This is a genomic window from Streptomyces smyrnaeus, from assembly GCF_017676345.1.
Lineage (GTDB): Bacteria > Actinomycetota > Actinomycetes > Streptomycetales > Streptomycetaceae > Streptomyces > Streptomyces smyrnaeus.
The window spans coordinates 539,152-564,014 of record NZ_JAFFZM010000001.1 but is presented as its reverse complement, the minus strand read 5'-3'; the positions used below and the strand labels follow the sequence as shown (position 1 = coordinate 564,014).

The following is a 24,863-nucleotide window of genomic DNA, read 5'->3' as shown; positions in this document are numbered from 1 at the left end:
CCTCGGGAGCGGAGTCCATGTTCACGCTGTGGCATGCCCACGAAGGGAGCGGCCCGTGCCTCAGTGCTACGCCGCCCCTCAAAGGAGTGTTTTTTCCGGAAATTCACCCCAAGAACGGCAAACAGGATGCAGCCTCTGGAGCGGCCGCGACCGCTCCAAAGGCTGCGCTGCCGACGGCGCGGCGGGCCGTCACCTGAGCCCGAACGCCTCCACGATGCGCTGTGCCGCCAGCGTCGCCGTCAGCGCCCCGTCACGGACCCGCTCTTCGAGCAGCGGCGCCAACCGCCGTACCTCCGGGTGCTGTTCGAGGCGGCTCAGCAGATCGTCGCGGACCATCGACCACACCCATTCGACCTGCTGATCACGGCGCTTGGCGGCCAGTTCCCCCCGCGCCTCCAGCACGGCGCGATGCCGCTCCAGCCGCTCCCACACCTGGTCCAGTCCGATGCCCTCCCGGCCGCTGCAGGTGAGCACGGGTGGCGTCCAGGCGGCGTCGGCAGACCTCATCAGGCGCAGCGCGCCCGCCAGTTCGCGGGCCGCCGAGCGCGCGTCGCGCTCGTGCGGGCCGTCGGCCTTGTTGACGGCCAGCACGTCGGCGATCTCCAGTACGCCCTTCTTGATGCCCTGCAGCTGGTCGCCGGTGCGGGCCAGGGTCAGCAGCAGGAAGGAGTCGACCATCTGCGCGACGGCCGCCTCGGACTGGCCGACACCGACCGTCTCCACCAGGACGACGTCGTAGCCGGCGGCCTCCATCACGATCATCGTCTCGCGGGTGGCCTTGGCGACGCCGCCGAGCGTCCCGGCGGTGGGGGAGGGGCGGACGAACGCGTCGGGGTCGACCGCCAGCCGTTCCATCCGGGTCTTGTCGCCCAGGATGGAGCCGCCCGTACGGCTGGAGGACGGGTCCACCGCCAGTACGGCCACCCGGTGCCCGCGCTCGGTCAGCAAGGTGCCCAGCGCGTCGATGAACGTCGACTTGCCGACCCCCGGCACCCCGCTGATCCCCACCCGCCGGGCACCGCCCGCGTGCGGCAGCAGCATCGTCAGCAACTGCTGGGCCAGTTCCCGGTGGTCGGCCCTGCGGGACTCGACCAGCGTGATGGCGCGGGCGACATGGGCGCGGGAGCCCTCCAGCACGCCCTTGGTGTAGCTGTCGAGGTCGATCGTCCGGGGCACCCGCTCAGCCCTCACGGCCTTCGGAACCGTCCCGGCCGGGCTCGCCGCCGCCGAGAGTGTCGTGGCCCAGCTCGGCGGCCAGCTTGCGCACCAGATCGTAGGCCGCGTCCGGGATGACCGTCCCGGGCGGGAAGACGGCGGTCGCCCCCGCCTCGTGCAGCGGCTCCACATCGGCGGGCGGGATCACTCCGCCGACGACGATCATGATGTCGTCCCGGCCGGCGGCCGCCAGCTCCTCCCGCAGCGCCGGTACGAGCGTCAGGTGACCGGCCGCCAGCGAGGAGACGCCCACGATGTGCGCGTCCGCCTCCACGGCCTGCCGCGCCACCTCGGCCGGGGTCTGGAACAGCGGGCCGACATCGACGTCGAAACCCAGATCGGCGAAGGCGGTGGCGATCACCTTCTGCCCCCGGTCGTGCCCGTCCTGCCCCATCTTGGCCACCAGCAGCCGCGGCCTGCGGCCCTCGGCCTCCTCGAAGGCGTCCACCAGCTCCCTGGTGCGCGCCAGCGACGACGACACTCCTGCCTCCTCGCGATACACACCGGAGATCGTACGGATCTGCCCCGCGTGCCGCCCGTACACCTTCTCCAGGGCGTCCGAGATCTCCCCGACGGTGGCCATGGCACGCGCCGCGTCCACCGCCAGCGCCAGCAGATTGTTCTCCAGGCCGGGCCCGGAGCCCGCCTCGGCCGCCCGGGTGAGCGCGTCCAGCGCGGCGCGGCAGGCGCCCTCGTCGCGCTCGGCACGCAGCCGCCGAAGCTTCTCGATCTGCTGGGTGCGCACCGCCGAGTTGTCGACCTTGAGCACGTCGATCTGCTCGTCGCTCGCAGCCCGGTACTTGTTGACGCCGATCACCGGCTGCCGGCCGGAGTCGATACGGGCCTGGGTGCGGGCGGCGGCCTCCTCGACGCGCAGCTTGGGAATGCCCGCGTCGATGGCCTTGGCCATCCCGCCCGCCGCCTCGACCTCCTCGATGTGCTGCCACGCGCGGCGTGCCAGATCGTGGGTCAGCCGCTCCACATAGGCGCTGCCACCCCACGGGTCGATCACCCGGCAGGTGCCCGACTCCTGCTGCAGCAGCAGCTGCGTGTTGCGGGCGATCCGCGCGGAGAAGTCCGTCGGCAGCGCCAGCGCCTCGTCCAGCGCGTTGGTGTGCAGCGACTGGGTGTGGCCCTGGGTGGCGGCCATCGCCTCGATACACGTACGGGTGACGTTGTTGAACACGTCCTGCGCCGTCAGCGACCAGCCGGAGGTCTGCGAGTGGGTGCGCAGCGACAGCGACTTGGGGTTTTGCGGGTCGAACTGCTTGACCAGCTTCGCCCACAGCAGCCGCGCCGCACGCAACTTGGCGACCTCCATGAAGAAGTTCATGCCGATCGCCCAGAAGAACGACAGCCGTGGCGCGAAGGCGTCCACGTCCATCCCCGCTGCCAGCCCGGCGCGCAGATACTCCACCCCGTCCGCCAGGGTGTACGCCAGCTCCAGATCGGCCGTCGCCCCGGCCTCCTGGATGTGGTAGCCCGAGATGGAGATGGAGTTGTAGCGCGGCATCTTCTGCGAGGTGTACGCGAAGATGTCGGAGATGATCCGCATCGAGGGCTGCGGCGGGTAGATGTAGGTGTTGCGGACCATGAACTCCTTGAGGATGTCGTTCTGAATGGTCCCCGCCAGCTTCTCGGGCGGCACGCCCTGCTCCTCGGCGGCGACGATGTAGAGCGCCAGCACCGGCAGCACCGCGCCGTTCATCGTCATCGAGACGGTCATCCGGTCCAGCGGGATGCCGTCGAAGAGCTGCCGCATGTCGTAGAGCGAGTCGATCGCCACACCGGCCATGCCGACATCGCCCGTCACCCGCGGATGGTCGCTGTCGTAGCCCCGGTGGGTGGGCAGATCGAAGGCGACGGACAGGCCCTTCTGCCCGGCCGCCAGGTTGCGCCGGTAGAAGGCGTTGGACTCCTCGGCGGTGGAGAAGCCCGCGTACTGACGGACCGTCCACGGCTGGTTGACGTACATCGTCGGGTACGGGCCGCGCAGATAGGGGGCGATGCCCGGGTAGGTGTCGAGGAAGTCGAGCCCACGCAGATCCTCGTCGGTGTACAGCGGCTTGACCGCGATGCCCTCGGGCGTGTGCCAGTCCAGATCCGGCACGGCGCGACCGGTGCGCTCCTGGACCGCTTCGCTCCACCGCCGGGCCGTGCCGCCGTCGGCGTCGTCGCCGGACCGCTCGGGGTCGAAGCTGACGGCTGTGAAGTCCGGGATGCTCATGCGGCGACCCCCATGCGGTCGAGAAGGGAGGTGAGGGCAGCGACGGCATCGCCGCCCGCGTGGACGAACTCGTCCACCCCGGCGCCCAGGAACTCCGCGCGCCGCTCGGCGTCCTCGGGTTTCCCCGCCAGCAGCACCCGCGCGGCGCCCGCCGCCTTGAGCGCGGCGGCGACACCGGCCGCCTGCTCGGCGTAGAGCGCGTCGCTGGAGCACAGGCAGGCGATCCGGGCGCCGCTGCCGGAGAAGGCCTCCGCGGCGCTGTCGGCGTCCACCGTCACCGGATCGTGCACCGGCTCGATACCGCCGGCGCGGGCGAGGTTGGCGACGAACGACACCCGCGCGGTGTGCGCGGCGGCCGGGCCCAGTGCGGCCAGGAACAGCTTCGGGCGGGCGCCGGTCGCCGCCAGGTGGGCGTCCGAGCGGGCCCGCAGCGCCTCGTAGGCGTCGTCCCTGCGTACTCGGGGCAGCCCACCGCCCGGCCGCTCGGGCGCGGGCTCCCGCTCGACGGGACGCTCGTCCAGCAGCGGGAACTCGCTCACCCCGGTGATCGGTTCGCTCCTGCGGGCCAGCGCCCTGCTGCGCTCCGCCCAGCCGACGCGCAGCTGTTCGGCCACCAGCCCGTCGTGCAGCGCCGCCGCCATCCCGCCCGCGCCCTCGATCTCCTGGAAGTGCGCCCAGGCCGTACGCGCCAGCTCGTCGGTGAGGGACTCCACGTACCAGGAGCCGCCCGCCGGGTCGATCACCCCGGCCAGGTGGGACTCCTCCAGCAGGATGGTGGAGGTGTTGCGGGCGATACGCCGGGCGAACGCGTCCGGCAGCCCCAGCGCGTGGTCGAACGGCAGCACCGTCACCGCGTCCGCGCCGCCGACCCCGGCCGCCAGCGTGGCAACCGTCGTGCGCAGCATGTTCACCCACGGATCGCGGCGGGTCATCATCACCGGAGAGGTCACCGCGTGCTGCCGCTGCGCCCCCGCGTACGCGGGGGCACCGCACGCCTGCACCACCCGCGACCACAGCGTGCGCGCCGCGCGCAGCGCCGCGATGGTGGCGAACTGGTCGGCCGTTGCCGCGTACCGGAACTCCAACTGCCCGCAGGCCGCCTCCACCGGCAGCCCGGCCTCGGCCATGTCCCGCAGATAGGCGACCCCGGTCGCCAGCGCGTACCCCAGCTCCCGCGCGGGCGAGCCACCGGCCTCGTGGTACGGCAGGGTGTCCACCACATAGGTGCGCAGCCCCGGCTGCTCACCGTGGCACCGGGCCGCCAGCTCGGCGGCCTCGCGGCGCAGTTCGGATGCCGCCTCGTGGGCGCCCGTACGCGCCGCGTACCCCAGGGGGTCGGCACCCAGCACACTGTCCGGGGCGGCACCGCCGTCGGTCTGCTGTCCTCGCAGCCGCAGCAGTTCCGCCGCGGCCGGACCGAACTCGGCGCCCGCGTCCAGCACGACGGGCGCCAGATCGAGATACACGCCCTCCAGCGCACGCCCCAGCTCCCCGACGGGCAGCCCGCCCTCGCCCACCGTCAGCCACAGCGAGGTGACGCCGTTCTCCAGGTCGCCGAGTACGGCCTCGCGGGTCCCGGCGGCGTCGGTACGCGTATGCCGCTGCCGCACGTCCCAGCCCCGTGCGGCGTTGCCCTCCGGGCGGGAGCCCCGGGTGAACGGGGCGAAGCCGGGGAAGCCGCGCGCGCCACCGCCCTCGTCCCTCTCCCCGCCCGTCCTCGTGTAGAGGGGGCGTACGTCGATGCCGTCGGCGAGCGTCGTGGTGAGGGCGGACTCGGGCACGGAGGCGTCCGGGACCGTCGCTCCCGTCTTGCGCAGAACTCCGGAGACCAGCTGCTGCCACTGCTCGTACGTGGCTTCCGGAAAGTCCTGCGCGAGGGAGAGCCCTTCTTCAGGCGGGACCGTCATGGCCGCAGATTAGGTGAGGTGACCAGCGAGTAGCACCAGCTCATCGGTGTGACCTTGCCCTCTCCTGAGCGCCGGGGCGACGCCCCACGGCGGCTGCCGGGAGCCCGTGGCCCCGCCCGGGACGCACGGCCGCCGACCGCGGGCGGCCTCAGCCGGAGCGTTCGGCCAGCCGACGGCGCGCCAAGTGGTCCGCCCGGCGGGTGGTCTCGGGCTGGCGGTAGGCGGGGGCCAGCCGCAGGGTGAGGGCCGCGGCGTTGTCGAGGCCGATGCCGCTGCCGACGGAGACGAACACCGGCTTGACCCCGTCCTGGGTGCGCAGCGCACGTCCCACCTGTTCGCCGTCCATCGTCAGCGGTGCCCATGCGCCCCGCTGCGGGCCGGGTTCCTCGAAGTCGAAGAGGAAGGGCGTCTTGGCCACCCCGAAGCAGGGGATGCCTGTCAGCACGCCCAGGTGGACGGCGAGTCCGGCGCGCCGCGGGTGTGCGAGACCGTAGCCGTCGCACACCACGACGTCCGGCCGCGGATGCCGCGACAGGCCCCGCAGCGCGGCGACGACGGACGGCAGTTCGCGGAAGGCCAACAGCCCCGGCACATACGGGAACCGGGTACGTCCCACGTGCACGGACTCGTCCACCACCGTCAGTGTGGCCGCGTCCAGCACCACGGCGGCGGCCACCAGCTCGCCGCCGTCGGCGTAGGCGACATCGACCCCGGCGACGGTGCGCACCTGGTCGGGGCCGGGGCCCGGCCCGACCAGGTCGGCGCGCTCGCGCAGCCGCTCCTGCACGGCGGCGGCCTCCGCCTCGGTGCGGGGCCAGTCGTCCGGTTCCCCGCCCGTCCCCGCACCCATGTCACTCCGCTGTCCGAACCGTCACCGCGCACACACGACGTCGTGCAACTCGATCGGGTGAGAGTCTAGAGCCACGTAGCCGGTGAAGGTGCTGGTCGTGCCGTCCGCCCAGTACGCGGTCACCGTCGCCCAGCCGAACCCGGCCGACTGTGCCACGGTCACCGGCCCGACCTCGATGCTCTGCGGCGTGTTCTGGGCGCACAGCAGCACGTCGTGGTCGGGGTTGTCCGCCTGCTTCTGCTTGAGGAAGTCGGAGACGAAGTGCTCCCGCTGGGAGTCGGTGGGCCCGTGCTCGCCGTAGAACCAGGTGAGGAAGCGGTGGATCTCCCGCCCGGTGTGGCGGCGCTCGGCTGCGGCTGCCGGCCCGGCCTGCGCGCCGGCGGGCGGCGCGTACACCTGCGGCGCCACCGTCCCGGGCGCCGGCTGACCGGACGGCGCCGCCTGTGCGCCCGGCGCGGCCAGCGCCAGCGCCCCGGCCGCCACCGCGGCGGCACACAGCACAAGGACACGACGGATACGGGTGGTGCGGAGCGCGGCGGTACGGAGCATACGGACACCTCTTTTGTCGGGCACTGTCCCGGATAGGAGCGATGACCGCATCGTCCGCCTTCCTCGGTGCCCAGGGAACGGGGACGTCGCAACGCGCCCCCACAAATCCCCCTCTTGGATGACGGCGCCCTGGCCTTCGAGCGGCATCGCATAATCTGCGAACCTGCGAACGCAGGGCGGCGAGTACGGCGTCCGGGCCGCCGCGAGCGCGGCACAGCTGAACGGAGACCGGGGCATGGGGGAGCGCGGAACCGGGGAGGAGCGGCGGGCCCTGCGCTCCGTGGACCTCGCGCGGGCCGCCGGAATCTCGACGCAGCAGGTACGCAACTACGAGGAGGCGGGCATCCTGCCGCCCGCCGACCGCACCGCCTCCGGCTACCGCCTCTTCACCTCCCGCCACCGCGCGGCGCTCCTCACCTACCGCGCCCTGACGAAGGGCTACGGCTTCGACCCCGCCCGGCGCATCCTGCACGCCGTGCACGCCGGCGAGGTGCCCGCCGCGCTGGCGTTGGTGAACGAGAGCCATGCGACCCTGCACGAACAGCGCCGCTCCCTGCACGCGGCGAGCGATGCGCTCACGGCGACGGCCGAGCGTGCCCCCGAGGAGTCGGCACCTTCCCACTCCGCCCTGCGCATCGGGGAGCTGGCACACCAACTCAGGCTGCGGCCCTCCGCGCTGCGGGTGTGGGAGTCGGCCGGGCTGCTGACCCCGCGCCGCGAACCGGTCACCGGCTACCGCCGCTACGGCCCCGCCGAGATCCGCGACGCCCGCCTCATCGCGCTGCTCCGGCAGAGCCGCTATCCGCTGCCCCAGATCCGCACCGTTCTGGGCGGACTCCGGGAGTCCGGCAGCACGGCCGAGCTGCGTGCGGCGCTCGCCCACCGCGCCCAGGAGCTGACGACGCGTACGACGGCGATGCTGGAGGGCTCCGGAGCGCTGTACGCCTATCTGCGGGACCACGGGCCCTCATGCGGCGAACCGGCCTGAGACGATCAGACGGCTCGCGCCGCTGGCGCCGGACCGATGGGACGAGAAGCGGTTGTCAGAGGCCGACGAAAAGCTGGCCAAAGCTGGCGGTTGAACGCCACACCGGGTAAACCCTCTGTGACAGGGGGTGGTTGCTGTGTACGTCCACACAAAGCGGCGACGCACATGGCCGGTTGTGCTCTTCCACACGATGGGGGCCGTCGGCGCGCCCCTGCTCATCGTCGGCATGGCCTACGGGGGTGCCTCGTACGCCGTCAACGGGGGACCGGGCAGCAGCGTGTACGTCGGCAACGCGCTGGTCATCGTCGCCTTCCTCGGCGCTTTCGGCACCGGCTTCCTCTCCGACCCGGACCATCCCTTCCAGCCGCTCGCGGCGATCGTGACCAGCGTGCTGCTGGCCGGGTCCGTACTCGCGGTGGCCGCCGTGGTGGACGACGAAACCCTGCGCAGCCGGGGAAAGTCCACCCGCTGCACGGTGCTGGACGTCGACCGGCAGGTGCACGAGAGCACCTACACCGACAGCAACGGCATCACCCACACGACCACCACCATCGACTACAAGCACAAGCTCGACTGCGCCGCCGGGCGGCCCGACTCCATGACGCTGGCGAAGAAGCGCGCCGACAAGGGCGAGCGCCTCCGGGTCACCTACGACCCCCGTGGCCGGCTCGACCCGCTGCCCACCGACAGGCTCGAACGGGGCAGCACATGGTCGTCCCTGGCCTACGTCCTCCCACCCGTGGTGATCGGAGTGCGGCTGCTGGTGCTGCTCGCCGCCGCCTGGACAGCGGCGCGGTGGCGCCGGCTCGACCGGCGCCGCGGCAGCCGCCACTGAGGCGCGGTCACTTCGTGGGCGAGGGGCTCTTGTCGTACTGCGGCCGCTGCGCCGCGATGTTGAAGGTCGTCGACCCGGCGTCCCGGAACCGCAAGGTGATCTCGATGTAGTCACCGCCCCTGACCTGCTTGCGCAGGTCCCGCAGCAGCAAGTGGTTCTTGCCGGACTCCAGCTCGACGAGCTTGCCGGTGGGAAGGCGCACACCGTCCTTGAGCGGCTCACCGTCCGGCCCGACGATCCGCACGGAGGCGGCGGCCGGCGAACTGGCGCCGACCAACTCGTCGTCCTTCTGGCCCTTGTTGTAGAGCCGGACATAGCCGGGTACGTCGTCCCCCGCCCGCCACGGCCCGCCGCGCGGCTCGGCCAGATGCGCGTACCTGAGCATCAGATCCCCGACGCGGGCGTTCTGGCCCGGGGCGTCCCAGTCCGGCAGATTGAAGTCGTCGTCGCCGCCGCATCCGCTCACGGCCGTGACCAGGGCCAGTGCGGCGGCTGCCAGACCGGCTCGGCAACGCGGCCCGCCAAGGCGTGCCATGGACGCTCCTCTCGCCGGAACCCTCGCCTCCACCTTCCGTACGCCCACGGCCCGATGCAAGCGGGACGGCGGCGTACGAGTGACGGCCTCACTCCGGCCGCACGGCGGGCGGCGGGCCCCACGTCGCCTCCAGGGCCGCCCGCAGCGCCGCGACCTGCTCCGCACCGATGCGCTCGGCGAGCTGCCCTTCCAGCGCCGCGAGCACCCGCTCCGCACGGGCGTGCACGCGGGTGCCCTCCTGGGTACGGCGAATCAGCCGCCGACGGGCCGAGGCCGGGTCGGGGGCCTGCTCCAGAAGACCTGCCGCGACCAGGCTGTGGACGGCCTGGTGCGCGGTCTGCCGGGTGACGCCCATCCGACGGGCCAGCTCGGAGACCGTGGTGCCCGCCTCGTCCAGCACGGAGAACAGCTGCGCCTGCGTCGGGGAGACCGGCGCGGCACCGGCCGCCTCCAGCGCCGCCAGCAAGCCGTCCTCGAACCAGCGCCGGGCTTCGGTCAGCAGCTGGGGCAGTTGGCGGCGGCTGTCGTGCATGGGTCCCTCGTGCCGTCTCACGCCGTGGGCGGGGCCGCCCCGGCAACAGGCCAGCAAGGCTACAGCGCCGACCGGACCGGGCCCGCTAGGCCGGGCACCGGGCCCAGACCGTCTTCCCGGGAGCGGCCGGCGTGCGGGCGCGTACGCCCCAGTCGGCCGCCAGCGTCGCGACGAGCAGCAGGCCACGCCCCGACTCCTGGTCCGGCCCCGGGCACATCGGCGCGGTCGTCGGCGGTGCCGCCTCCCCCAGCGTGTCCGTCACCTCGATGAGCACGGAGCCCTGCGGGCGGCTGAGCGCCAGCTCGAAGTCCCGCCCCGGTACGCGGCCGTGCAGTACCGCGTTCGCGGCGAGCTCCGCGACGACCGCCGCCGCGTTGTCGCTGCGCTCGCTGCCGTAGGGGAGTCCCCATGCGTCGAACTGGTGCAGCGCGAGCAGTCGCGCCAGGCGGGCGCCCCGCCGGGTGGCGGAGAACCGCTGTACGAACATACGCTCGGTAGCGGCCGAGCGAGCCGGAGAGAGTGGCTGACGCTGAGACATGGCCGTCACGTTGGCCCTCGGCAGTCTCCCGCGACCAGCTCAGCAACCCCTACGCTGCGCAAGCGTAGGGGTGCGGAGTGTGGACAGTACGGGCAATGGCCCGTAACCCTGGGTGAGTTGGGGACGTTCCCCCGCCACAGGGAGGTGGCCGGAAGTGGCCGATTACGACGACGACTATGACGAGGACGACGAGGAGCGCGGCTGCGGCGGCAAGGAGCCGGAACGCTCGGACAGTCTCCGGACCTTCGGCGCGTTTGTGAAGGCCCTGCGCCAGCGTGCGGGGTTCACGCAGGAGGCGTGGGCCGAGCGCTCGGGCTACTCGCTGAGCACGTGCGCGGGCGTCGAACAGGGCCGCCGTTTTCCGCCCCCTCTGTTCATCGACCGGGCGGAGAGGGAGCTGGACGCGGGCGGCGCACTACGGGAGGCCGCGAAGCATTTGTCGCGGGGCAACGGCATCGCCGCATGGTTCCGCCAGTGGGCCAAGATGGAGCTCACAGCGCTCAGCCTGTACACCTACGAGTGCCGGGTGGTCCCGGGGTTGTTGCAGACCGAGGCGTATACGAAGACGGTGATGCGCCAGGTGCCGCCGATCCCTGCCCAGGAGCAGTTCGATGAGCGGTTGGCGCTCAGGCTGGACCGACAGGAGTTGCTGCATCGGAAGAAGCCGGTGATGTTCAGCTTCATCATCGAACAGGCTCTCTTGGAGCGGCGCACGGGTGGCGAAGACATCACGAAGGGGCAGTTGGATCACCTCATCGCATGTGCTGAGCTGGACAACATCGAGTTGCAGATCATGCCGCTGGTGCAGCCACAGCATGCCGGTTTGGACGGCCCGTTACGACTCCTGGAGACGCCCGAACACCGGTGGTTCGGCTACTCCGAGGGGCAGCAAACAGGCCAACTGATCTCCGAACCGGAAGCGCTCAGCAGGTTGCAGATGGTGTATGCAAAACTGCGCTCACAGGCTCTGACCCCGGCAGATTCCCTGAGCCTGCTGAAGCGAATGCGAGGAGCGTTATGAGCAACCAAGCAGAGCTGAGCTGGTTCAAGAGTAGCTACAGCGGCTCTCAGGGCGACGACTGCGTGGAGGTTGCCACCACCCCCGGAGGGGTCCACGTCCGGGACTCCAAGGACACGACCATCCCCTCCCTCTGCATCACGCCGGCCGCCTGGTCGGCGTTCATCGCACACGCGCCCCGCCAGGGGCGCGGGGAACTGCGCGACTAGCCACAACACACCCGCAGTCTGCAAGCCGCAGGCAGGGGCACCCCCTCCCCGGGATCACCCGGGGTACCGCTCCAGCACGCGGGCCTCATCGAAGTCGGCCTCCGAGAGAAAGACCGGCAGCACCTCGGCGGGGTCACCGTCGGAGATCAGGAAGTACCCCGGCTTCGGCGCGTTCTCGACCTCGCGTACCAGCCCGGCCAGGGTCCCGTCCGCGAGGCGGAAGGCGAAGGTGTTCCACGGCCCGAGGTCATCCCAGGTGACCTCGGGCTCGCCCCAGCGCCGTACGGCGTCTTCCGTGCTCAGGTCCAGATACGCGACCTGCGCGTTACGGCGCAGCAGCGCAGCGTCGACGCGCTCCACCCTCATCTCACCTCCGTGACGAAGACCGGGACGCAAGGTACGGGATGCGGCCGAAGAGGTCGCCGCAGCCGTCTTGACAGCCCGGTCCCCGCGCTGGATTACTGGGCGCACCGAATGGTCGGTCGGTGTTCGCCGGAGGCGGGAGGTCGCAGGTGGGGAACGGCGCGGGAACCGGGGCCCGGCCGGTGGCCGCGACGCCGGACGGCGGGCTCATGGACGACGGCGAGCGGCTGGAGGCCGACGAGCTGCGGCAGCTGCAACTGAAGCGGCTCCAGGGCACACTGCGGCACGCGTATGAGGACGTGGAGCTGTACCGCAAGAAGTTCGACGCGGCAGGGGTGCGACCCGAGGATTGCCGCACCCTTGACGATCTGGCGAAGTTCCCGTTCACCACCAAGGCCGACCTGCGCGACACCTACCCGTTCGGGATGTTCGGCGTGCCCATGGAGGACGTACGCCGTATCCACGCTTCCAGCGGTTCCACCGGGCGCCCGACCGTCGTCGGGTACACCCAGCGCGACCTGGACACCTGGGCGGAGTTGGTGGCGCGCTGTATACGGGCAGCGGGTGGGCGGCCCGGCCACAAGGTGCATGTGTCCTACGGCTACGGGCTGTTCACCGGTGGGCTGGGGGCGCACTACGGCGCCGAGCGGGCGGGCTGCACCGTCATTCCGGCCTCCGGCGGGATGACGGCACGGCAGGTCCAGCTGATCCAGGACTTCCGGCCCGAGATCATCATGGTGACGCCGACCTACATGCTCACCCTGCTCGACGAATTCGAGCGGCAGGGCATCGATCCGCGCGGCACCTCGCTGCGGGTCGGCATCTTCGGGGCGGAGCCGTGGACGGAGGCGATGCGGCGCGAGATCGAGGAGCGGTTCGCCCTGCACGCGGTGGACATCTACGGGCTGTCGGAGGTGATGGGGCCGGGCGTCGCCCAGGAGTGCGTGGAGACCAAGGACGGTCTTCACCTGTGGGAGGACCACATCTACCCGGAGATCGTCGACCCGCTGGGGGAGGAGCCGTACGCCTCGGGGGAGCGGGGCGAGTTGGTGCTGACGACGCTCACCAAGGAGGCGCTGCCCGTCATCCGCTACCGCACCCGCGATCTGACGCGGCTGCTGCCGGGGACGGCCCGGCCCGCGTTCCGGCGTATCGAGAAGATCACCGGCCGCAGCGACGACATGATCATTCTGCGTGGCGTCAATGTCTTCCCCAGCCAGATCGAGGAGATCGTGCTGGAGATCCCGGCGCTGGCCCCGCACTTCCAGCTGCAGCTCACCCGGCAGGGCCGGCTGGACCACCTCAGCGTGCTGGTGGAGGCGCGGGCCGCCGCCACGGGTGCTCAGCGCGCGGATGCGGCGGAAATTCTTGTGCGCCGCGTCAAGGAGGGCATCGGCGTGACGGTGGAGGCCCAGGTCGTCGACCCGGAGACCATCGAGCGCTCGGTCGGCAAGTTCCGCCGCCTCCGCGACTTGCGGTAGCACCATGGGCTGCGTACCCCGCATGGGTGCTGCGCTTGCCCACCCTGCGCCCCTGGCGCAGACTGCCCAAGCGCAACAGAAAGCTAGGTCGCTGAAGGCTTCAAGAGGGCCTTCACCATGCCGTCTTCCTTGCGCTGAAACGTGCCGTAGGCACTCGGCGCCTGCTCCAGCGGCAGCGAATGGGTGGCGAAGTGGTCCACACCCAGCGGGTCGTCGTCGGTCAGCAGGGGGAGGATGTCGTCGACCCAGCTGCGGACGTTCGCCTGGCCCATGCGCAGCTGAAGCTGTTTGTCGAACAGCTTCAGCATCGGCAGCGGGTCGGTGGCGCCCCCGTAGACGCCTGAGATCGACACGGTGCCGCCGCGCCGTACGACGTCGAACGCCGCGCTCAGCGCTGCCAGCCGGTCGATACCGGCGCGCTGCATCATCTTGGCGCCCACCGCGTCCGGCAGCAGGCCGACCGCCTGGTGCGCGGCCTTGGCGACGGGCGCGCCGTGCGCCTCCATGCCGACCGCGTCGATGGCCGCGTCCGTACCCCGGCCCTGGGTCAGCTCCCGCACCGCGGCGCCGAGGTCGTGGTGCTCGCGCAGGTCCAGGGTGTGTACGCCGTGGGCGCGGGCCCGCTCCAGCCGCTCGGGCACCAGATCGACACCGATGACCAGTTCGGCGCCCTGGTGCTGCGCGATACGGGTGGCCATGTCCCCGATGGGGCCCAGCCCCAGCACGGTGACGCTGCCGCCCTGGGGAACGTCGGCGTAGGTGACCGCCTGCCACGCCGTGGGCAGCACGTCGGACAGATAGACGAACCGCTCGTCCGGCGGCCCGTCCGGCACCTTCACCGGCAGATGGTTGCCGAACGGCACCCGCAGGAACTCCGCCTGGCCGCCGGGCACCTGGCCGTACATCTTGCTGTAGCCGAACAGGGCGGCGCCGGTGCCGTACTCGCGTACCTGCGTGGTCTCGCACTGCGACTGGAGCCCCTGGCCGCACATCCAGCAGGTGCCGCAGCTGACGTTGAACGGCACCACCACCCGGTCCCCGGCCGAGAGCCCGGCCACCTCGGGGCCGACCTCCTCGACCACTCCCATCGGCTCGTGTCCGAGGATGTCGCCCTCGTCGAGGAACGGCCCGAGCACCTCGTACAGATGCAGGTCGGAGCCGCAGATGCCGCTCGTGGTCACGCGGACGATGACATCGTCCGGCTCGGTGATCTCCGGATCGGGCACCGTCTCCACGCTGACGTTGCGCTTGCCCTGATAGGTGAGAGCCCTCATGTGTCCTCCAGGTCCGTACGGGCGCGGCTCCGCCGTCGGGGTCTCGGCGGCTGCCCGGGTGCGCGTTGCTTGTGGCTTGTCGCGCGGTTCCCCGCGCCCCTTCGGGACGCGGTCCTACGCGCCTGTCTGATTGAGGCGCCGCGCCGCGCGGTCGTTGAGTGCGCTCACCGCGGACTGCCAGCGGGAGCGGCCCTCGCGGCCGGAGTCGTCCGGTTCGGGCAGCAGCCGGGACACCAGCTCATTGGTGCGGGTCACCAGCGTGGGGGCGACCCCGTACGCCTTGGCGCCCAGCTGCGCCGCGGGGGTGAGCACCACCCGCGTACGGCGCTGTTCGAGCGCCCGTACGATGCGCTCGGCAGCCCGCAGCGCGTCCATGGACAGCCCCGGCAGCCCCGCCAGCGTGGCGAACCACGCGAACTCCTTGCCCTCGTCGCCGGACAGCTCCACCTGATGGTGCGAGCCGGTCCGCATCAGACCCGGGTGGACGGCGGTGACGCTGACCCCGTGCTCGGCCTGCTCGGCGCGCAGCCCCTCCGCGAGCGCCGCGACGGCGGACTTCGCACACGAGTACGGCAGCAGATGCGGCACCGGCAGCAGGCCGCCCACCGAGCCGATCAGCCCCAGCCGACCGCCGGCCGGACTCTCCCGCAGCTGCGGCAGGGACTCCATCGCGGTGTGGAGCGCGCCGAAGAACATGGTGTCCATCGCGCTGCGGAACCCCTCGGTGCCCGACTCCTCGGCGGGCCCCACCTGGATGTTCCCGGCGTTGGCGATCACCACGTCCAGGCCCCGCTGGTCGGCCGCGGTGTTCTCCACCAGCTCATGGACGGCGGACCGGTCGGTCACGTCGCACACCCGCCCGGTCACGCTGGTGTCGCGTGCCCTGCGCCGCAGCAGCCCGACGGCGCGGTCCAGCTCCTCCTGGTCACGTGCCGCGATCGTGACGTCGCAGCGCCGCTCCACGCATTGCCGGGCCAACAGCAGCCCCAGCCCGCGCGAACCGCCTGTCACCAGCACCGACAGGTCGGAGAGTGTGTCCATGCCCGGTCTCCTTCGGACGGAGGTGTCGGTATCCGGCGGTTCCCCGCATCCGCCGTGTCACACCCCTCGCGGGCCCAGGGACGGTGGGAGTGTGCGAAAGGAAGTGGAGGTACCCGAGGGGGGAGAGCGACCAAGGAGCAGTACACATGCAGATCGGCTACAAGCTCGCCACCGAGCAGTACGGCCCCCAGGAACTGATCCGCCAGGCCATCGCCGCCGAGGCCGCCGGATTCGACTTCGTCGAGATGAGCGACCACTACCATCCATGGCTGGACGAGCAGGGCCACTCCGCCTTCACCTGGAGCGTGCTCGGGGCCATCGCCGCCAAGACCGAACGCATCCAGCTGGTCACCGGGGTCACCTGCCCCAGCATGCGCTACCATCCGGCCGTCGTCGCCCAGGCCGCCGCGACCATGGCGCTCGTCTCCGAGGGCCGCTTCGTGCTCGGCGTCGGCTCCGGCGAACGGCTGAACGAACATGTGACCGGTGACGGCTGGCCCGCGGTGTCCGAACGGCACGTCAGGTTCCGGGAGGCGCTGGAGATCATCCGCCTGCTGTGGCAGGGCGGCTACCGCTCCTACGAGGGCAAGTACCTCCGCTTGGAGGACGCCCGGATCTTCGACCTGCCCGCGGAGCAGCCGCTGATCGCGGTCGCCGCCAGCGGTGCCGCCTCCAGCCGGATCGCCGCCGAACTCGGTGACGCGATCTTCGCCACCGAGGAGAAACCCGAGATCGTTCGCCACTACCGGGAGGCGGGCGGCACCGGTCCCGGCTACGCCGAGGTGCCGATGGCCTGGGCGGAGAGCGAGAGCGAGGGCGCCCAGTCGGCGCTCAAGTACTTCCGGTGGGCACTCGCCGGCTGGAAGGTGATGAGCGAACTGCCCAACCCGGTCAACTTCGAGGCCGCCACGGCGCAGGTCCGCGAAGAGGACATCCGGCAGCGCTTCGCCTGCGGCAACGACCCGCAGCGCTTCGTGGAGGTCGCCAAGCCCTTCGCGGAGGCCGGATTCGACCGCCTGGTCCTGATGAACGCCGGACCGGACCCCAGGGGCTTCCTGGACTTCTGCGACGCGGACCTGATCGGCCGTCTCAAGCAGGATCTGGGCAGCTGAGGCCGGGCCGCCCCGGAAGGCGGGCGCCGGCACCCGCCGGGCGCGAATAACCGGTTGCGGGGGCGGCGGCACTGCGCTGAAGTCGGTCGGGCCCAGCCCTACCCTGCGAGAGGAACCCCGTGCCGCGAGCAGTGTCCCTGATCCTCCCTCCGACTCCGCCCGGGAGCCAGCCCCGGCAGACACTCTCCGACGTGGCCGAGTACGCCTACGCGGCCACGGCGCCCCCCGACGCCCGGCTGATCTTCCTCGCCGGGGCCTGCCCGCTGGCCGCCGACGGCACCGTCACCCCCGTCGGCGACTACGCGGGGCAGGCCGCCCGGGCGGTCGAGAACCTGCGCACCGCCCTCGGTGCGGCGGGCGCCGACCTCGGCGACCTGATCAGCACCAGGGTCCTGGTGGCCACCGCCCGCCAGGAGGACCTGGGGATCGCCTGGGAGGTCTACCGCGACGCGATGGGCGACCACGCCGTCCCCAGCACGCTGCTGGGGGTCACCGTGCTCGGCTACACCGACCAGTTGGTGGAGATCGAGGCGGTCGCGGCGGTCCGGGACTGACCGCGGTCGCTCACCCGGCACCGTCGCCGAACGTCATCACCCGGGAGAGCTCCACCCGCGACCGCACCCCGAGCGCGGCGAAGATGTTGCGCAGATGGTGATCGACGGTGCGGGGGCTCACCGACAGCTGGAGGGCGATCTCCCGGTTCGTGGCGCCCTCGGCGACGTGCCGGGCCACGCGCACCTGCTGCGGGGTGAGCCGGGTCAGCGGCCCCGGCACCGGGTCCGCTGCGGCCTGCCCCGCCGCCCGCAGCTCAGCGCGGGTCTGCTCGGCCCAGGCCCGCGCCCCGCACCGCTCGAAGGAGACCAGCGCGTCGGTGAGCACCCCGCGAGCGTCGCGGGGCCGGCGCCGGCGCCGCAGCCAGCCGCCGAACAGCAGCTGGGTGCGGCCGCGTTCGAAGTCCCCGCCGGAGCGCTCGTGCTCGGCCAGCGCCCGCGCGTACAGCGGCTCGCTGCCGGGCGCTTCGTCCACCAGGGCGCGGCAGCGGGCGAGTTGGCCCGCAGCCTGCGGGTCGATGCCCTGCGCCACCCAGTCGGCGAACTCGGCCACCGCCGCCTCGGCCGCCCCGCCACGGCCCGAGCGCACAGCGGCCTCCACGAAGCAGGGGACGGCCAGCATCCGCACCGCGAAGTGGCCCCGCCTCGGCCCGGTGCCCACCAGCGGTCCGAGCCGGGCCGCCGCCTCGGCCACCCGGCCCCGGCTCAGCTCCGCACGCGCCAGCGCCCACTGCGCCAAGGTCGCCGCCTGCGCCAGACCGTGCCGGCCCGCCACCTCCTGCGCCGCGTGCGCGTGCTCCGCCACCCCGGCCGTGTCGCCCTCCACCGACCCGACCAGGGCCAGGATCGCGTGCTGGTGGGCCGCGATGTTCCGCTGGCCGGTGCGGTGGGCGGCGCGCAGCCCCTCCTCGGCGTGTGCCCTGGCCCGGGCGTGCCGGCCCGCCCGCAGCTCGGCGTAGGCGAGGTGTTCCAACGTACGGGCCACCAGCACGTGCAGCCCCCGGGCGCGGGCCACCGCGGACGCACGGGCGTTGAGCCGGGCGGCGGCCGCGACATCTCCGACGACGAGCGCGGCGGCGCCCGCGCGCAGCAGTTCTTCGGGCTCGTCCCCCGGCCCGTCCCCGGCGGTGAGCAGCCGCCGCAGCGGAACACGGCCCTCGGCCGGGCGCCCCCGCAGGACGGCCGACATGCCGGTGCGGTAACTGATGAGCGAACGGGTCGGCTGCGGGGTGCGCACCTGGCGCCGGGCCCGTGCCGCCGTGCTCGCCGGCCGCTGCGGCCGCAGGGGCTCCGGTGGGTCCGTCTCGGGGGCCGCGCGGCGGGCTGTCGGGCCGTCTGCGCCGCCCAGCGGTGCGAAGCCGTCGACGGCCGCCAGATATCCCGGCGCGTCCCCGAGTTCCCAGGCCGCCTCCATCGCGGCCAGCCGCGCCGTGGCGGCGTCCTCGGGCGCGGCGGCCGCCAGCAGTTCGGCGGCGAGGAGCAGCGCTTCTTGTGCGTCGGCCACCGGCCCGTCGCGCAACCACAGCAGGCCACGCACGAGTTCGGCCGGGCCGCGGGCCGACTCGGGCGAGGGGGTGCGGTCGGCGCGGGCCAGCAGGGCGTGCGCCCGGGTGGGAGAGCCCGCCAGCCGGGCCTGTTCGGCGGCCGCGACCAGTCGCCGGGCGCGCACCGCGCGGTCGGCCGTCAGCTCGGCCGACCTCGCGAGCGCCGCCGAGCACTCCGCGTGTCCGGCCCGCTGCCGCCCGGCCAGCCGGGCCGCGGTCTCGGCCAGCGCGTCGGCGAGCGGCCCGGCGGGCCCGAGTACCGCGGCGGCCCGGTGGTAGAGCAGCGGCAGCGGCCGGGTGCCGTCCTCGTACGCGCTTGCCAACAGCCGGTGCGCTGCCTGCCGTTCGGACAGCGGCGCCTGGTCGTAGCTGTGGCGGCCCGGCGCCGGTCCCAGTCGGAGGAGGTCTTGTTCGGGGCGGACGACTCCCGCCTGCTCGGCGGCCCGCAAGGCGTCCGTTCCCAGCCCCGCCGCACCGGCGGCGCGCAGCACGACGGCAAGCTCCGCCCCGTCCTGGCCGGGGTCGCGCTGCTGCTCGGCGCCGATCAGCAGCGGCAGCAGACGGCAGGAACGGGTCGGTTCACGGACGGTCGGCGGTCCGGTCACGCTCCGCAGGTTACTGCGGAGTCAGTTACCGGGGAAGGGCCCGGGGGCCCGGGGACGAAGCCCCGCGCCCCCGGGCCGGCACCGCGGCGCCCGGTCACGTTCGGCTAAGAGGTGTGGGGGCAGTTGCCCCGGTACTCCTCGATGGTCAGCGAGGGCCGGGGAAGGGGGCAGAGGAACTGCTCGTAGCGGGTGTCGTTGTCGATGAACCGCTTCAGCCAGGACAGGCTGTACTTCGCGATCGTCGTGTCGGGGGTGTTGGGGGTGAGGTGACTGGCGTTGTTCAGCTCCAGGTAGGCCCGGTCCAACGAGCGCGGCAGGCTCTCGTAGAAGGGCTCGGAGTGGGTGGCGACCGGGGCGATGGTGTCACCGTCGGCGCCCACCACGAGCGTGGGGGTGCGCAGCTCCGGCCAGCTCTTGTCCAGGTTCCACCCGGTGAGCGGAACGGCGGCCTGGAGCGAGGGGCGGCTCTTGGCGGCCTCCAGCGAGCCCCCGCCGCCCATCGAATGGCCCATCACACCGAGCCGGCTGCTGTCGACGCGGTCCCGGACCCTGCTGCGGTCGGTCAGGTAGTCCAGCGCCGCCAGGAGCTGCCGTCCGCGGCTGTCGGGCTGGTCGAGGGTGGTGAGCGTGTCGATCGTCATGACCACGAACCCCTGCGAGGCGAGTCTCGGCCCCAGCCAGGCGATCGAGGACTGGGTGGCGGTGAAGCCGGGTGAGATCACCACCGCACCGAACGTGCCGTCCCGTGTCGTGGTCGGGTAGTAGATGGTGCCGCCGCCGAAGCCGCTGACGGACAACCGCGAGACGCTCGTGTCGGAGACGGCGTAGGGGCCGCGTACCGCCTCGATGCTGTCCTCGGTGGGGTCGGGGCCGCGCTCGTACGGATTCTCGGCCGCGACGGTAGCGGCCGCTGTCGGGGTCGTGGTGTGCGCCGCGGCCGGAACGGCCTGGGTCGCGGTGAGTCCGGCCACCGTGAACAGCGCGGCGAGCACCGTAGGCAGGAGGCGGGGTCGGGGTTTGTGCGGCATGGAGGGTGCGTCCTCTCGCTGGGCGAAGGACACGGCACGGCCTGGCACGTCGTGGCCGGCCGCGCCCGTCCGGGGCGGTTGCGCAGGCCACTGTCCCGGCGCACACCCGAGGTGCGCATCGGTGAAACCACCGGTCTCCTACTGCTGCTTGCGGGCCGGCCCCGGTGGGAACGGCCGCTCAGTCCGGCAGTTGGAACGGCACCGTCCGCCACGGGCCGGCCGGCGCCCGCAGCAGCACCCGGTGCGCCTCCAGCACCTCGGTGTACCACTCGCCGAACCGCTCCTCGTCGAAGTGCAGGCAGCGGCCCATCACATACGCCGCCGAGAACTCGGCCCAGGAGCGGTAGGTACTCCGAACGCCCGCGCTCACCCGCTCGATCGCGTCGTACATCTCCGCGCGGGTCGCATAGCGGGCGCCCCGGCCCCAGCGGGCCATCTTCGAGGCCCGCCCCAGGTCCCAGGCCGCGACCGTACGGACCACCTCGTCGGGCCCGAGCAGCTCGTCGGCCCGGAACCGCGCCTCGTACCGCAGGATCTTGCCGACCATCCCGCGCATCTCCACGAGGAATTCGTCGAACTGGGGCCCCTCGGGCGCCTCGACGACCCGCCGCAGGGTCGCCTCCACGCAGTCCCGCCACCGCCCGGCGTCCACCGGGCCGCGACCGCCGTGCTCCTTCTCCAGCGCGAGCCGGGCACCGAGCACGAAGTCCCAGAACCAGGGGCTCACCTCGCACTCCAGCAGCCGCTGCTGGGTCTCCAGCCAGTCCTCCCGGCTGCTGATCCCCCAGCTCTCCTCCAGCCGTTCGACCTCGGCGCTGTAGCCGGCGCCGTGCCAGTCCAGGGTGTTCCACGGGTCGCCGTTGCCGTAGCACAGGTGCGCTCCGCAGGCCAGGCCGTGCAGCAGCGGACCCGGTTGAGGGGCGCCGGTGCGGCGGGTGACGAGCCGGTCGGTGAGCGCCCGCGGGTCGAACAGCTCCTCGTGCAGATCCGCCCACACCTCCCGCTCCTCGTCGTCGACCTGGAACATCTCCTGGCAGGGTGTCGCGGCGTTGACGACCAGCACGTCCACCTCGGGCGGCAGGATGTCGGCGAGAGTGCCCAGGGTGATGAACTCGAAGACGACATAGGGGTGCGGGCGCGGCAGCAGCCCGTCGGTGTAGACCTGGGTGATGGTCCGGGTGATGCCGTCGGAACCGGTGATCTCGCTGGTCAGCAGCTGCCGTTCGGCCGGATTCCGGGTGGCCTGCTCGATCGGCACCGGGTGGTAGACGCCGTTCTCGGCCAGAGTGCGCAGATAGGTGTAGCTCTCGTCGACCTCGTGCAGCTTGTACAGCCGACGCTCCAGGTCGGCCGGGGCCTGCCAACAGCCCTCGTCCCCCGTGTACTCGATGACCGGGAAGATGTCGTCGTGCTCGTCCTGCTCGCCTACCGCGTACACCCTCGTGCCCCGTTCCCGGCCCCCGCCCGTCGCCGTGCCGAGGCGCCTGACCATGATCGAACGGTCACGCTACCGCCTTCGGCGGTGCGGCAGGGCGCCGGGTCGGGTTCGTCCGGCTCCGTCCGGCGGCTTCCCGCAGGCCGCCGCCTGCGGGCGGCGGGCGAGCGACGGCTCAGCACGTCTCGTAGCACGGGCGGGCGGCCAGGGCGCGGCGGCGCCGGTCGGCGGCGGCCAGTCGGGCGACCTCCCGCAGTACGCCGATCCGCCCCCGGGCCAGCAGCCGGCCGACCGCCGCGAGCAGCCGGGGTCCGGTGAGGATGTCGGTGGGAGCGGCTCGGTGGTTGACCAGCTCGAAGAGGCTGTCCGCGACCCCGGCGCGGCGCATCCCGCGCAGCACCTCGGGCAGAACGGCCGGCAGCGGGGCGAGAGAGCCGAGGTCGGCTGCGAACCAGTACGGCTCGACGAACTCGGCGTCCCGCCACGTGCCCCACCGGCGCAGCGCCTCGTCCAGCTGCGCCGCCTCCCCGGTGAGCCGCCCGGCGAGGGTCCGCGCCAGCTCGGCGGCCTGGAGGAAGGCGTCGCCGATACCGCGCCCGCCCGTGGGGTCCTTGAAGTGGCCCGCGTCGCCCACCAGCACCCAGCCGGGCCCGGTGGGTTCGCGGAAGTACCCCTTCCAGTGCGTCGTCCCCCGTGGCGTGCCGACCGGCCGGGCGCCCGCCAGCGCCTCGGCCACCGGCTCGGCGGCCCGCGCGTACTCCAGCAGGCTGCCGGGCAGCCCGGCGCGGAACTCGCCCACCCGGGCCGGGTCCACGCCGACCTGCACCTGGTAGAGCCCCCCGTCGGTGGGGATACCGAGCACGAAGCGGTCGGCCCAGCGGTGGAAGACGAAGGTCGGCTCGCCGATCTGCGCTCCCTCGAAGTAGCCCCAGAACAGCGCGAACTGGTTGCGGGTCACGTGGTAGGAGCGGGAGCCGGCAAGCCGGGCGACGGTGGAGGCGCGGCCGTCCGCGCCCACCACCAGCCGGGCCTTCAGCACCCGCTCGTCCGCCGTGCCGCCGCGGGTCTCCTCGCCCCCCGTGGCCGAGGAGACCCTGACCCCCGTCACTCTGCCGTTCTCGGCCCTGACCAACTCCGTCACCGCTGTGCCGGTCAGCAGCGTGGCGCCCGCATCCCGGGCGGTCTCGGCGAGGAGGGGATCGAGCCGGAAGCGGCGCACCGACATCACGCCGCCGGGGTCGCCGGCCCGCACCGGCCAGACAGCCGGCCAGCGCACCTCGCCCACGCGCGCGTCGGCCCGTGCGACCAGCGGCGCGCCCGTCGCACGCAGCCCGTCCAGGACGCCGAGCGAGTCGAGGAAGGCCAGCGCGTCGGCCTCGAAGACATGGGTCGAAGGGGTGTCGCCGGACAGCTGTGCCTTCTCCACCAGGCACACTTCGAACCCCTGCCGGGCCAGCAGTGCCGCCAGCGGCGCCCCGGCGCACCTGGCGCCGACCACGACCACGTCGTACCGCTCGTCACCGCTGCTCATGGCTGCCCCTCACGTCGTGCGGATACGCCTTGTGGGAGTGCTCGGCGGGCCGTAGCCTGACGGATAACCTAATCACGACTAGGTTAACCTCGCCCCAGCCTAAACCTAAGGACCGCTAGGTTGTCAACCGACAAGCCCCATAAGCGCATGAGCGCCCAGCAGCGCCGCAGCGTCATCGAGGAGGCCGCCACCGAGGTCTTCGCCGCGCACGGCTACCAGCGCGCCTCGATGGAGGAGATCGCCCGGCGCTCCGGAGTCTCCGTGCCGGTGGTCTACGACCACTTCCCCTCCAAGCGCCGGCTCCACCGCCGCCTGCTGGAGAAGCACTTCGCCGCTCTCCGGCAGCTGTGGCGCGAGCGGCTCTCGAAGACCGGCAGCGGCGATGTGCACGACCAGCTGAGCACCGAGGAGGTGGCGAGCGCCTTCGACGCGTGGTTCCACCACATCGAGACCCACCCCTACGCCTGGCGGATGCTCTTCCGCGACACCACCGGGGAGACGGCGGTACGCGAGGACCACCGGGAAGTCATCGAGGCGAGCCGCGACGCCCTGCTGCCCTTCTTCGCCCGGCTGGTCGGTATCCCGTTGCTCGAAGCGCCCGACGAGGAGACCCGGATCGAGGCCGAGATGGCCTGGGAGGTGTGCCGCAGCGCGCTCCAAGGGCTGGCCCTGTGGTGGCTCGACCACCCCGAGGTGCCGCGCGGCAAAGTGGTGGCGGCGGCGGTGGACGCCGTTTGGACCGGCTTCGAACGCTCCAGCGCCACCCGCCGAAGCTCCCCGGACTCCCCCTGATCCCGGCACTGTTGACGTGGCACGATGGAGCTGTTCGCAGGGCGGTCCGAGGAGGAGGGGGCAGGATGAGCAGCAGTCTCAACAAAGGACTCGGCAAGGTGGAGGTCACCCTCAAGTGGGACCCCAGCGCGATGGGGGAGCCGCCGCACGACCTCGACATAGTGGCCGCCACATACACCGCGGACGCTCCGCACGGCGAGCCGGCCTACCTCGTCCACTTCGACAGCCGCTCACCGGACGGCACCATCACCCTGAACCGGGACAGCAAGACCGGTCAGGGCTTCGGCTCCGACGAGGTGATGACCCTCGAACTGGAGCGGCTGGCCGAGAAGTACACGCGTGTCGTCGTCGGGGTCGCCATCCAGCAGGGCGAGGGCCACAAGACCTTCGACCAGGTCCCCAACACGGCCGTGCGGATCTGCGAGGGGTATGAGGAGCTGTCCGCGAACGACTTCTCCGGCGTCCCGCGGGCCACGGCGGCCACGGTCGCCGAGTTCGTCCGCGGCGAGACGGGGGAGTGGCACCACAAGGTGCTGCTGCGGGGCTACGAGGGAGCCCCCGAGGAGTTCGCCTCCCGTATGGGCATCCCGCAGCAGCGCACCGACTGAGACGCCGGAGCCCGCTCTCGGGAGGCCGCGCTCGGGAGGTCTGCTCCCCGCCGTGGGCCGGGGAGCAGACTGCCCGAGCGCAGCAGGAGCCCGTC

The 24,863-nt window shown here is 72.5% G+C and carries 24 protein-coding genes; 9 read left to right on the top strand and 15 right to left on the bottom strand.

All coding sequences use genetic code 11. The features are described from left to right. Positions 1-189: 189 nt before the first annotated feature. The 5 genes from meaB to JW613_RS02475 form a co-directional block, all read right to left on the bottom strand. Positions 190-1,176, bottom strand: a complete 987-nt coding sequence (gene meaB, locus JW613_RS02495; protein ID WP_209209219.1) for a methylmalonyl Co-A mutase-associated GTPase MeaB — start codon at positions 1,174-1,176, stop codon at positions 190-192. Positions 1,177-1,180: 4 nt separating this feature from the next. Beyond that, positions 1,181-3,442, bottom strand: coding sequence for a methylmalonyl-CoA mutase (scpA, locus tag JW613_RS02490; protein ID WP_209209008.1), 2,262 nt, complete (start codon positions 3,440-3,442; stop codon positions 1,181-1,183). Beyond that, positions 3,439-5,349: a methylmalonyl-CoA mutase family protein gene (locus JW613_RS02485; protein WP_209209007.1), complete on the bottom strand. Its 1,911-nt coding sequence runs from the start codon at positions 5,347-5,349 to the stop codon at positions 3,439-3,441. The genes scpA and JW613_RS02485 overlap by 4 nt, the downstream gene beginning before the upstream one ends. A gap of 148 nt (positions 5,350-5,497) precedes the next feature. Further along, positions 5,498-6,199: an endonuclease V gene (locus JW613_RS02480; RefSeq protein ID WP_209209006.1), complete on the bottom strand. Its 702-nt coding sequence runs from the start codon at positions 6,197-6,199 to the stop codon at positions 5,498-5,500. A 21-nt stretch (positions 6,200-6,220) separates the two neighbouring features. Further along, complete coding sequence (locus JW613_RS02475) at positions 6,221-6,748, bottom strand: hypothetical protein (protein ID WP_209209005.1); 528 nt, start codon at positions 6,746-6,748, stop codon at positions 6,221-6,223. 235 nt (positions 6,749-6,983) lie between these two features. On the opposite strand from JW613_RS02475, the gene JW613_RS02470 reads away from it, so the two are divergent. Then, the gene (locus JW613_RS02470) at positions 6,984-7,736 is read left to right on the top strand and encodes a MerR family transcriptional regulator (RefSeq protein ID WP_209209004.1); all 753 of its coding nucleotides are present in this window, start codon (positions 6,984-6,986) and stop codon (positions 7,734-7,736) included. A gap of 136 nt (positions 7,737-7,872) precedes the next feature. Then, positions 7,873-8,571 carry a hypothetical protein gene (locus tag JW613_RS02465; RefSeq protein WP_209209003.1) on the top strand — a complete coding sequence of 233 codons (699 nt, stop codon included), beginning with the start codon at positions 7,873-7,875 and terminating at the stop codon, positions 8,569-8,571. Positions 8,572-8,578: 7 nt separating this feature from the next. On the opposite strand, the gene JW613_RS02460 is transcribed toward JW613_RS02465, so the two are convergent. The 3 genes from JW613_RS02460 to JW613_RS02450 form a co-directional block, all read right to left on the bottom strand. Then, positions 8,579-9,106, bottom strand: coding sequence for a copper chaperone PCu(A)C (locus tag JW613_RS02460; RefSeq protein WP_209209002.1), 528 nt, complete (start codon positions 9,104-9,106; stop codon positions 8,579-8,581). An 88-nt stretch (positions 9,107-9,194) separates the two neighbouring features. Next, positions 9,195-9,638 (bottom strand): MarR family winged helix-turn-helix transcriptional regulator, encoded by a 444-nt coding sequence (locus JW613_RS02455; RefSeq protein WP_209209001.1) that lies wholly within the window; start codon positions 9,636-9,638, stop codon positions 9,195-9,197. An 85-nt stretch (positions 9,639-9,723) separates the two neighbouring features. Continuing rightward, the gene (locus tag JW613_RS02450) at positions 9,724-10,125 is read right to left on the bottom strand and encodes an ATP-binding protein (RefSeq protein WP_209209000.1); all 402 of its coding nucleotides are present in this window, start codon (positions 10,123-10,125) and stop codon (positions 9,724-9,726) included. Positions 10,126-10,330: 205 nt separating this feature from the next. Between JW613_RS02450 and JW613_RS02445 the strand changes: the two genes are divergently transcribed. Both JW613_RS02445 and JW613_RS02440 read left to right on the top strand, forming a co-directional pair. Continuing rightward, complete coding sequence (locus JW613_RS02445) at positions 10,331-11,197, top strand: helix-turn-helix domain-containing protein (protein ID WP_209208999.1); 867 nt, start codon at positions 10,331-10,333, stop codon at positions 11,195-11,197. Then, positions 11,194-11,403, top strand: a complete 210-nt coding sequence (locus JW613_RS02440) for a DUF397 domain-containing protein (protein WP_209208998.1) — start codon at positions 11,194-11,196, stop codon at positions 11,401-11,403. The genes JW613_RS02445 and JW613_RS02440 overlap by 4 nt, the downstream gene beginning before the upstream one ends. Positions 11,404-11,457: 54 nt before the next feature. Here the strand turns inward: JW613_RS02440 and JW613_RS02435 are convergent, their stop codons facing one another. Next, the gene (locus JW613_RS02435; protein ID WP_209208997.1) at positions 11,458-11,769 is read right to left on the bottom strand and encodes a hypothetical protein; all 312 of its coding nucleotides are present in this window, start codon (positions 11,767-11,769) and stop codon (positions 11,458-11,460) included. Between the two features lie 206 nt (positions 11,770-11,975). Here JW613_RS02435 and paaK point away from each other — a divergent pair, with 206 nt between their 5' ends. Next, positions 11,976-13,247, top strand: a complete 1,272-nt coding sequence (gene paaK / locus JW613_RS02430; RefSeq protein ID WP_209209218.1) for a phenylacetate--CoA ligase PaaK — start codon at positions 11,976-11,978, stop codon at positions 13,245-13,247. Between the two features lie 83 nt (positions 13,248-13,330). On the opposite strand, the gene JW613_RS02425 is transcribed toward paaK, so the two are convergent. Together JW613_RS02425 and JW613_RS02420 are read right to left on the bottom strand one after the other, a co-directional pair. After that, positions 13,331-14,521, bottom strand: a complete 1,191-nt coding sequence (locus tag JW613_RS02425) for a zinc-dependent alcohol dehydrogenase (protein WP_209208996.1) — start codon at positions 14,519-14,521, stop codon at positions 13,331-13,333. A 114-nt stretch (positions 14,522-14,635) separates the two neighbouring features. Beyond that, positions 14,636-15,562: an SDR family NAD(P)-dependent oxidoreductase gene (locus JW613_RS02420; protein WP_209208995.1), complete on the bottom strand. Its 927-nt coding sequence runs from the start codon at positions 15,560-15,562 to the stop codon at positions 14,636-14,638. A 146-nt stretch (positions 15,563-15,708) separates the two neighbouring features. On the opposite strand from JW613_RS02420, the gene JW613_RS02415 reads away from it, so the two are divergent. Together JW613_RS02415 and JW613_RS02410 are read left to right on the top strand one after the other, a co-directional pair. Next, on the top strand, positions 15,709-16,674 hold the full coding sequence (locus JW613_RS02415; protein ID WP_209208994.1) for a TIGR03557 family F420-dependent LLM class oxidoreductase: 966 nt from the start codon (positions 15,709-15,711) through the stop codon (positions 16,672-16,674). Between the two features lie 119 nt (positions 16,675-16,793). After that, positions 16,794-17,228, top strand: coding sequence for a RidA family protein (locus JW613_RS02410; RefSeq protein ID WP_372447886.1), 435 nt, complete (start codon positions 16,794-16,796; stop codon positions 17,226-17,228). 10 nt (positions 17,229-17,238) lie between these two features. On the opposite strand, the gene JW613_RS36535 is transcribed toward JW613_RS02410, so the two are convergent. From JW613_RS36535 to JW613_RS02390, 4 genes are all read right to left on the bottom strand, one after another. Beyond that, complete coding sequence (locus JW613_RS36535) at positions 17,239-19,374, bottom strand: LuxR C-terminal-related transcriptional regulator (protein WP_307865757.1); 2,136 nt, start codon at positions 19,372-19,374, stop codon at positions 17,239-17,241. A 104-nt stretch (positions 19,375-19,478) separates the two neighbouring features. Continuing rightward, the gene (gene bdeA, locus JW613_RS02400) at positions 19,479-20,402 is read right to left on the bottom strand and encodes a bis(hydroxyethyl) terephthalate hydrolase (RefSeq protein WP_209208993.1); all 924 of its coding nucleotides are present in this window, start codon (positions 20,400-20,402) and stop codon (positions 19,479-19,481) included. A 178-nt stretch (positions 20,403-20,580) separates the two neighbouring features. After that, positions 20,581-21,894: a DUF1266 domain-containing protein gene (locus JW613_RS02395; protein ID WP_245224793.1), complete on the bottom strand. Its 1,314-nt coding sequence runs from the start codon at positions 21,892-21,894 to the stop codon at positions 20,581-20,583. Between the two features lie 118 nt (positions 21,895-22,012). After that, positions 22,013-23,368, bottom strand: a complete 1,356-nt coding sequence (locus JW613_RS02390; RefSeq protein WP_209208992.1) for an NAD(P)/FAD-dependent oxidoreductase — start codon at positions 23,366-23,368, stop codon at positions 22,013-22,015. A gap of 147 nt (positions 23,369-23,515) precedes the next feature. Between JW613_RS02390 and JW613_RS02385 the strand changes: the two genes are divergently transcribed. Next, entirely contained in the window at positions 23,516-24,160 is a 645-nt protein-coding gene (locus JW613_RS02385) for a TetR/AcrR family transcriptional regulator (protein ID WP_209208991.1), read from the top strand. Between the two features lie 65 nt (positions 24,161-24,225). Beyond that, the gene (locus JW613_RS02380; protein ID WP_209208990.1) at positions 24,226-24,768 is read left to right on the top strand and encodes a TerD family protein; all 543 of its coding nucleotides are present in this window, start codon (positions 24,226-24,228) and stop codon (positions 24,766-24,768) included. Positions 24,769-24,863: the final 95 nt, after the last annotated feature.

Coding starts and splice junctions, on each gene's coding strand:
- scpA (WP_209209008.1), bottom strand. CDS start 3,442: ATGAGCATCCCGGACTTCACAGCCGTCAGCTTCGACCCCGAGCGGTCC.
- JW613_RS02485 (WP_209209007.1), bottom strand. CDS start 5,349: ATGACGGTCCCGCCTGAAGAAGGGCTCTCCCTCGCGCAGGACTTTCCG.
- JW613_RS02480 (WP_209209006.1), bottom strand. CDS start 6,199: ATGGGTGCGGGGACGGGCGGGGAACCGGACGACTGGCCCCGCACCGAG.
- JW613_RS02475 (WP_209209005.1), bottom strand. CDS start 6,748: ATGCTCCGTACCGCCGCGCTCCGCACCACCCGTATCCGTCGTGTCCTT.
- JW613_RS02470 (WP_209209004.1), top strand. CDS start 6,984: ATGGGGGAGCGCGGAACCGGGGAGGAGCGGCGGGCCCTGCGCTCCGTG.
- JW613_RS02460 (WP_209209002.1), bottom strand. CDS start 9,106: ATGGCACGCCTTGGCGGGCCGCGTTGCCGAGCCGGTCTGGCAGCCGCC.
- JW613_RS02455 (WP_209209001.1), bottom strand. CDS start 9,638: ATGCACGACAGCCGCCGCCAACTGCCCCAGCTGCTGACCGAAGCCCGG.
- JW613_RS02450 (WP_209209000.1), bottom strand. CDS start 10,125: ATGTTCGTACAGCGGTTCTCCGCCACCCGGCGGGGCGCCCGCCTGGCG.
- JW613_RS02440 (WP_209208998.1), top strand. CDS start 11,194: ATGAGCAACCAAGCAGAGCTGAGCTGGTTCAAGAGTAGCTACAGCGGC.
- JW613_RS02435 (WP_209208997.1), bottom strand. CDS start 11,769: ATGAGGGTGGAGCGCGTCGACGCTGCGCTGCTGCGCCGTAACGCGCAG.
- paaK (WP_209209218.1), top strand. CDS start 11,976: ATGGACGACGGCGAGCGGCTGGAGGCCGACGAGCTGCGGCAGCTGCAA.
- JW613_RS02425 (WP_209208996.1), bottom strand. CDS start 14,521: ATGAGGGCTCTCACCTATCAGGGCAAGCGCAACGTCAGCGTGGAGACG.
- JW613_RS02420 (WP_209208995.1), bottom strand. CDS start 15,562: ATGGACACACTCTCCGACCTGTCGGTGCTGGTGACAGGCGGTTCGCGC.
- JW613_RS02415 (WP_209208994.1), top strand. CDS start 15,709: ATGCAGATCGGCTACAAGCTCGCCACCGAGCAGTACGGCCCCCAGGAA.
- bdeA (WP_209208993.1), bottom strand. CDS start 20,402: ATGCCGCACAAACCCCGACCCCGCCTCCTGCCTACGGTGCTCGCCGCG.
- JW613_RS02395 (WP_245224793.1), bottom strand. CDS start 21,894: ATGGTCAGGCGCCTCGGCACGGCGACGGGCGGGGGCCGGGAACGGGGC.
- JW613_RS02390 (WP_209208992.1), bottom strand. CDS start 23,368: ATGAGCAGCGGTGACGAGCGGTACGACGTGGTCGTGGTCGGCGCCAGG.
- JW613_RS02385 (WP_209208991.1), top strand. CDS start 23,516: ATGAGCGCCCAGCAGCGCCGCAGCGTCATCGAGGAGGCCGCCACCGAG.
- JW613_RS02380 (WP_209208990.1), top strand. CDS start 24,226: ATGAGCAGCAGTCTCAACAAAGGACTCGGCAAGGTGGAGGTCACCCTC.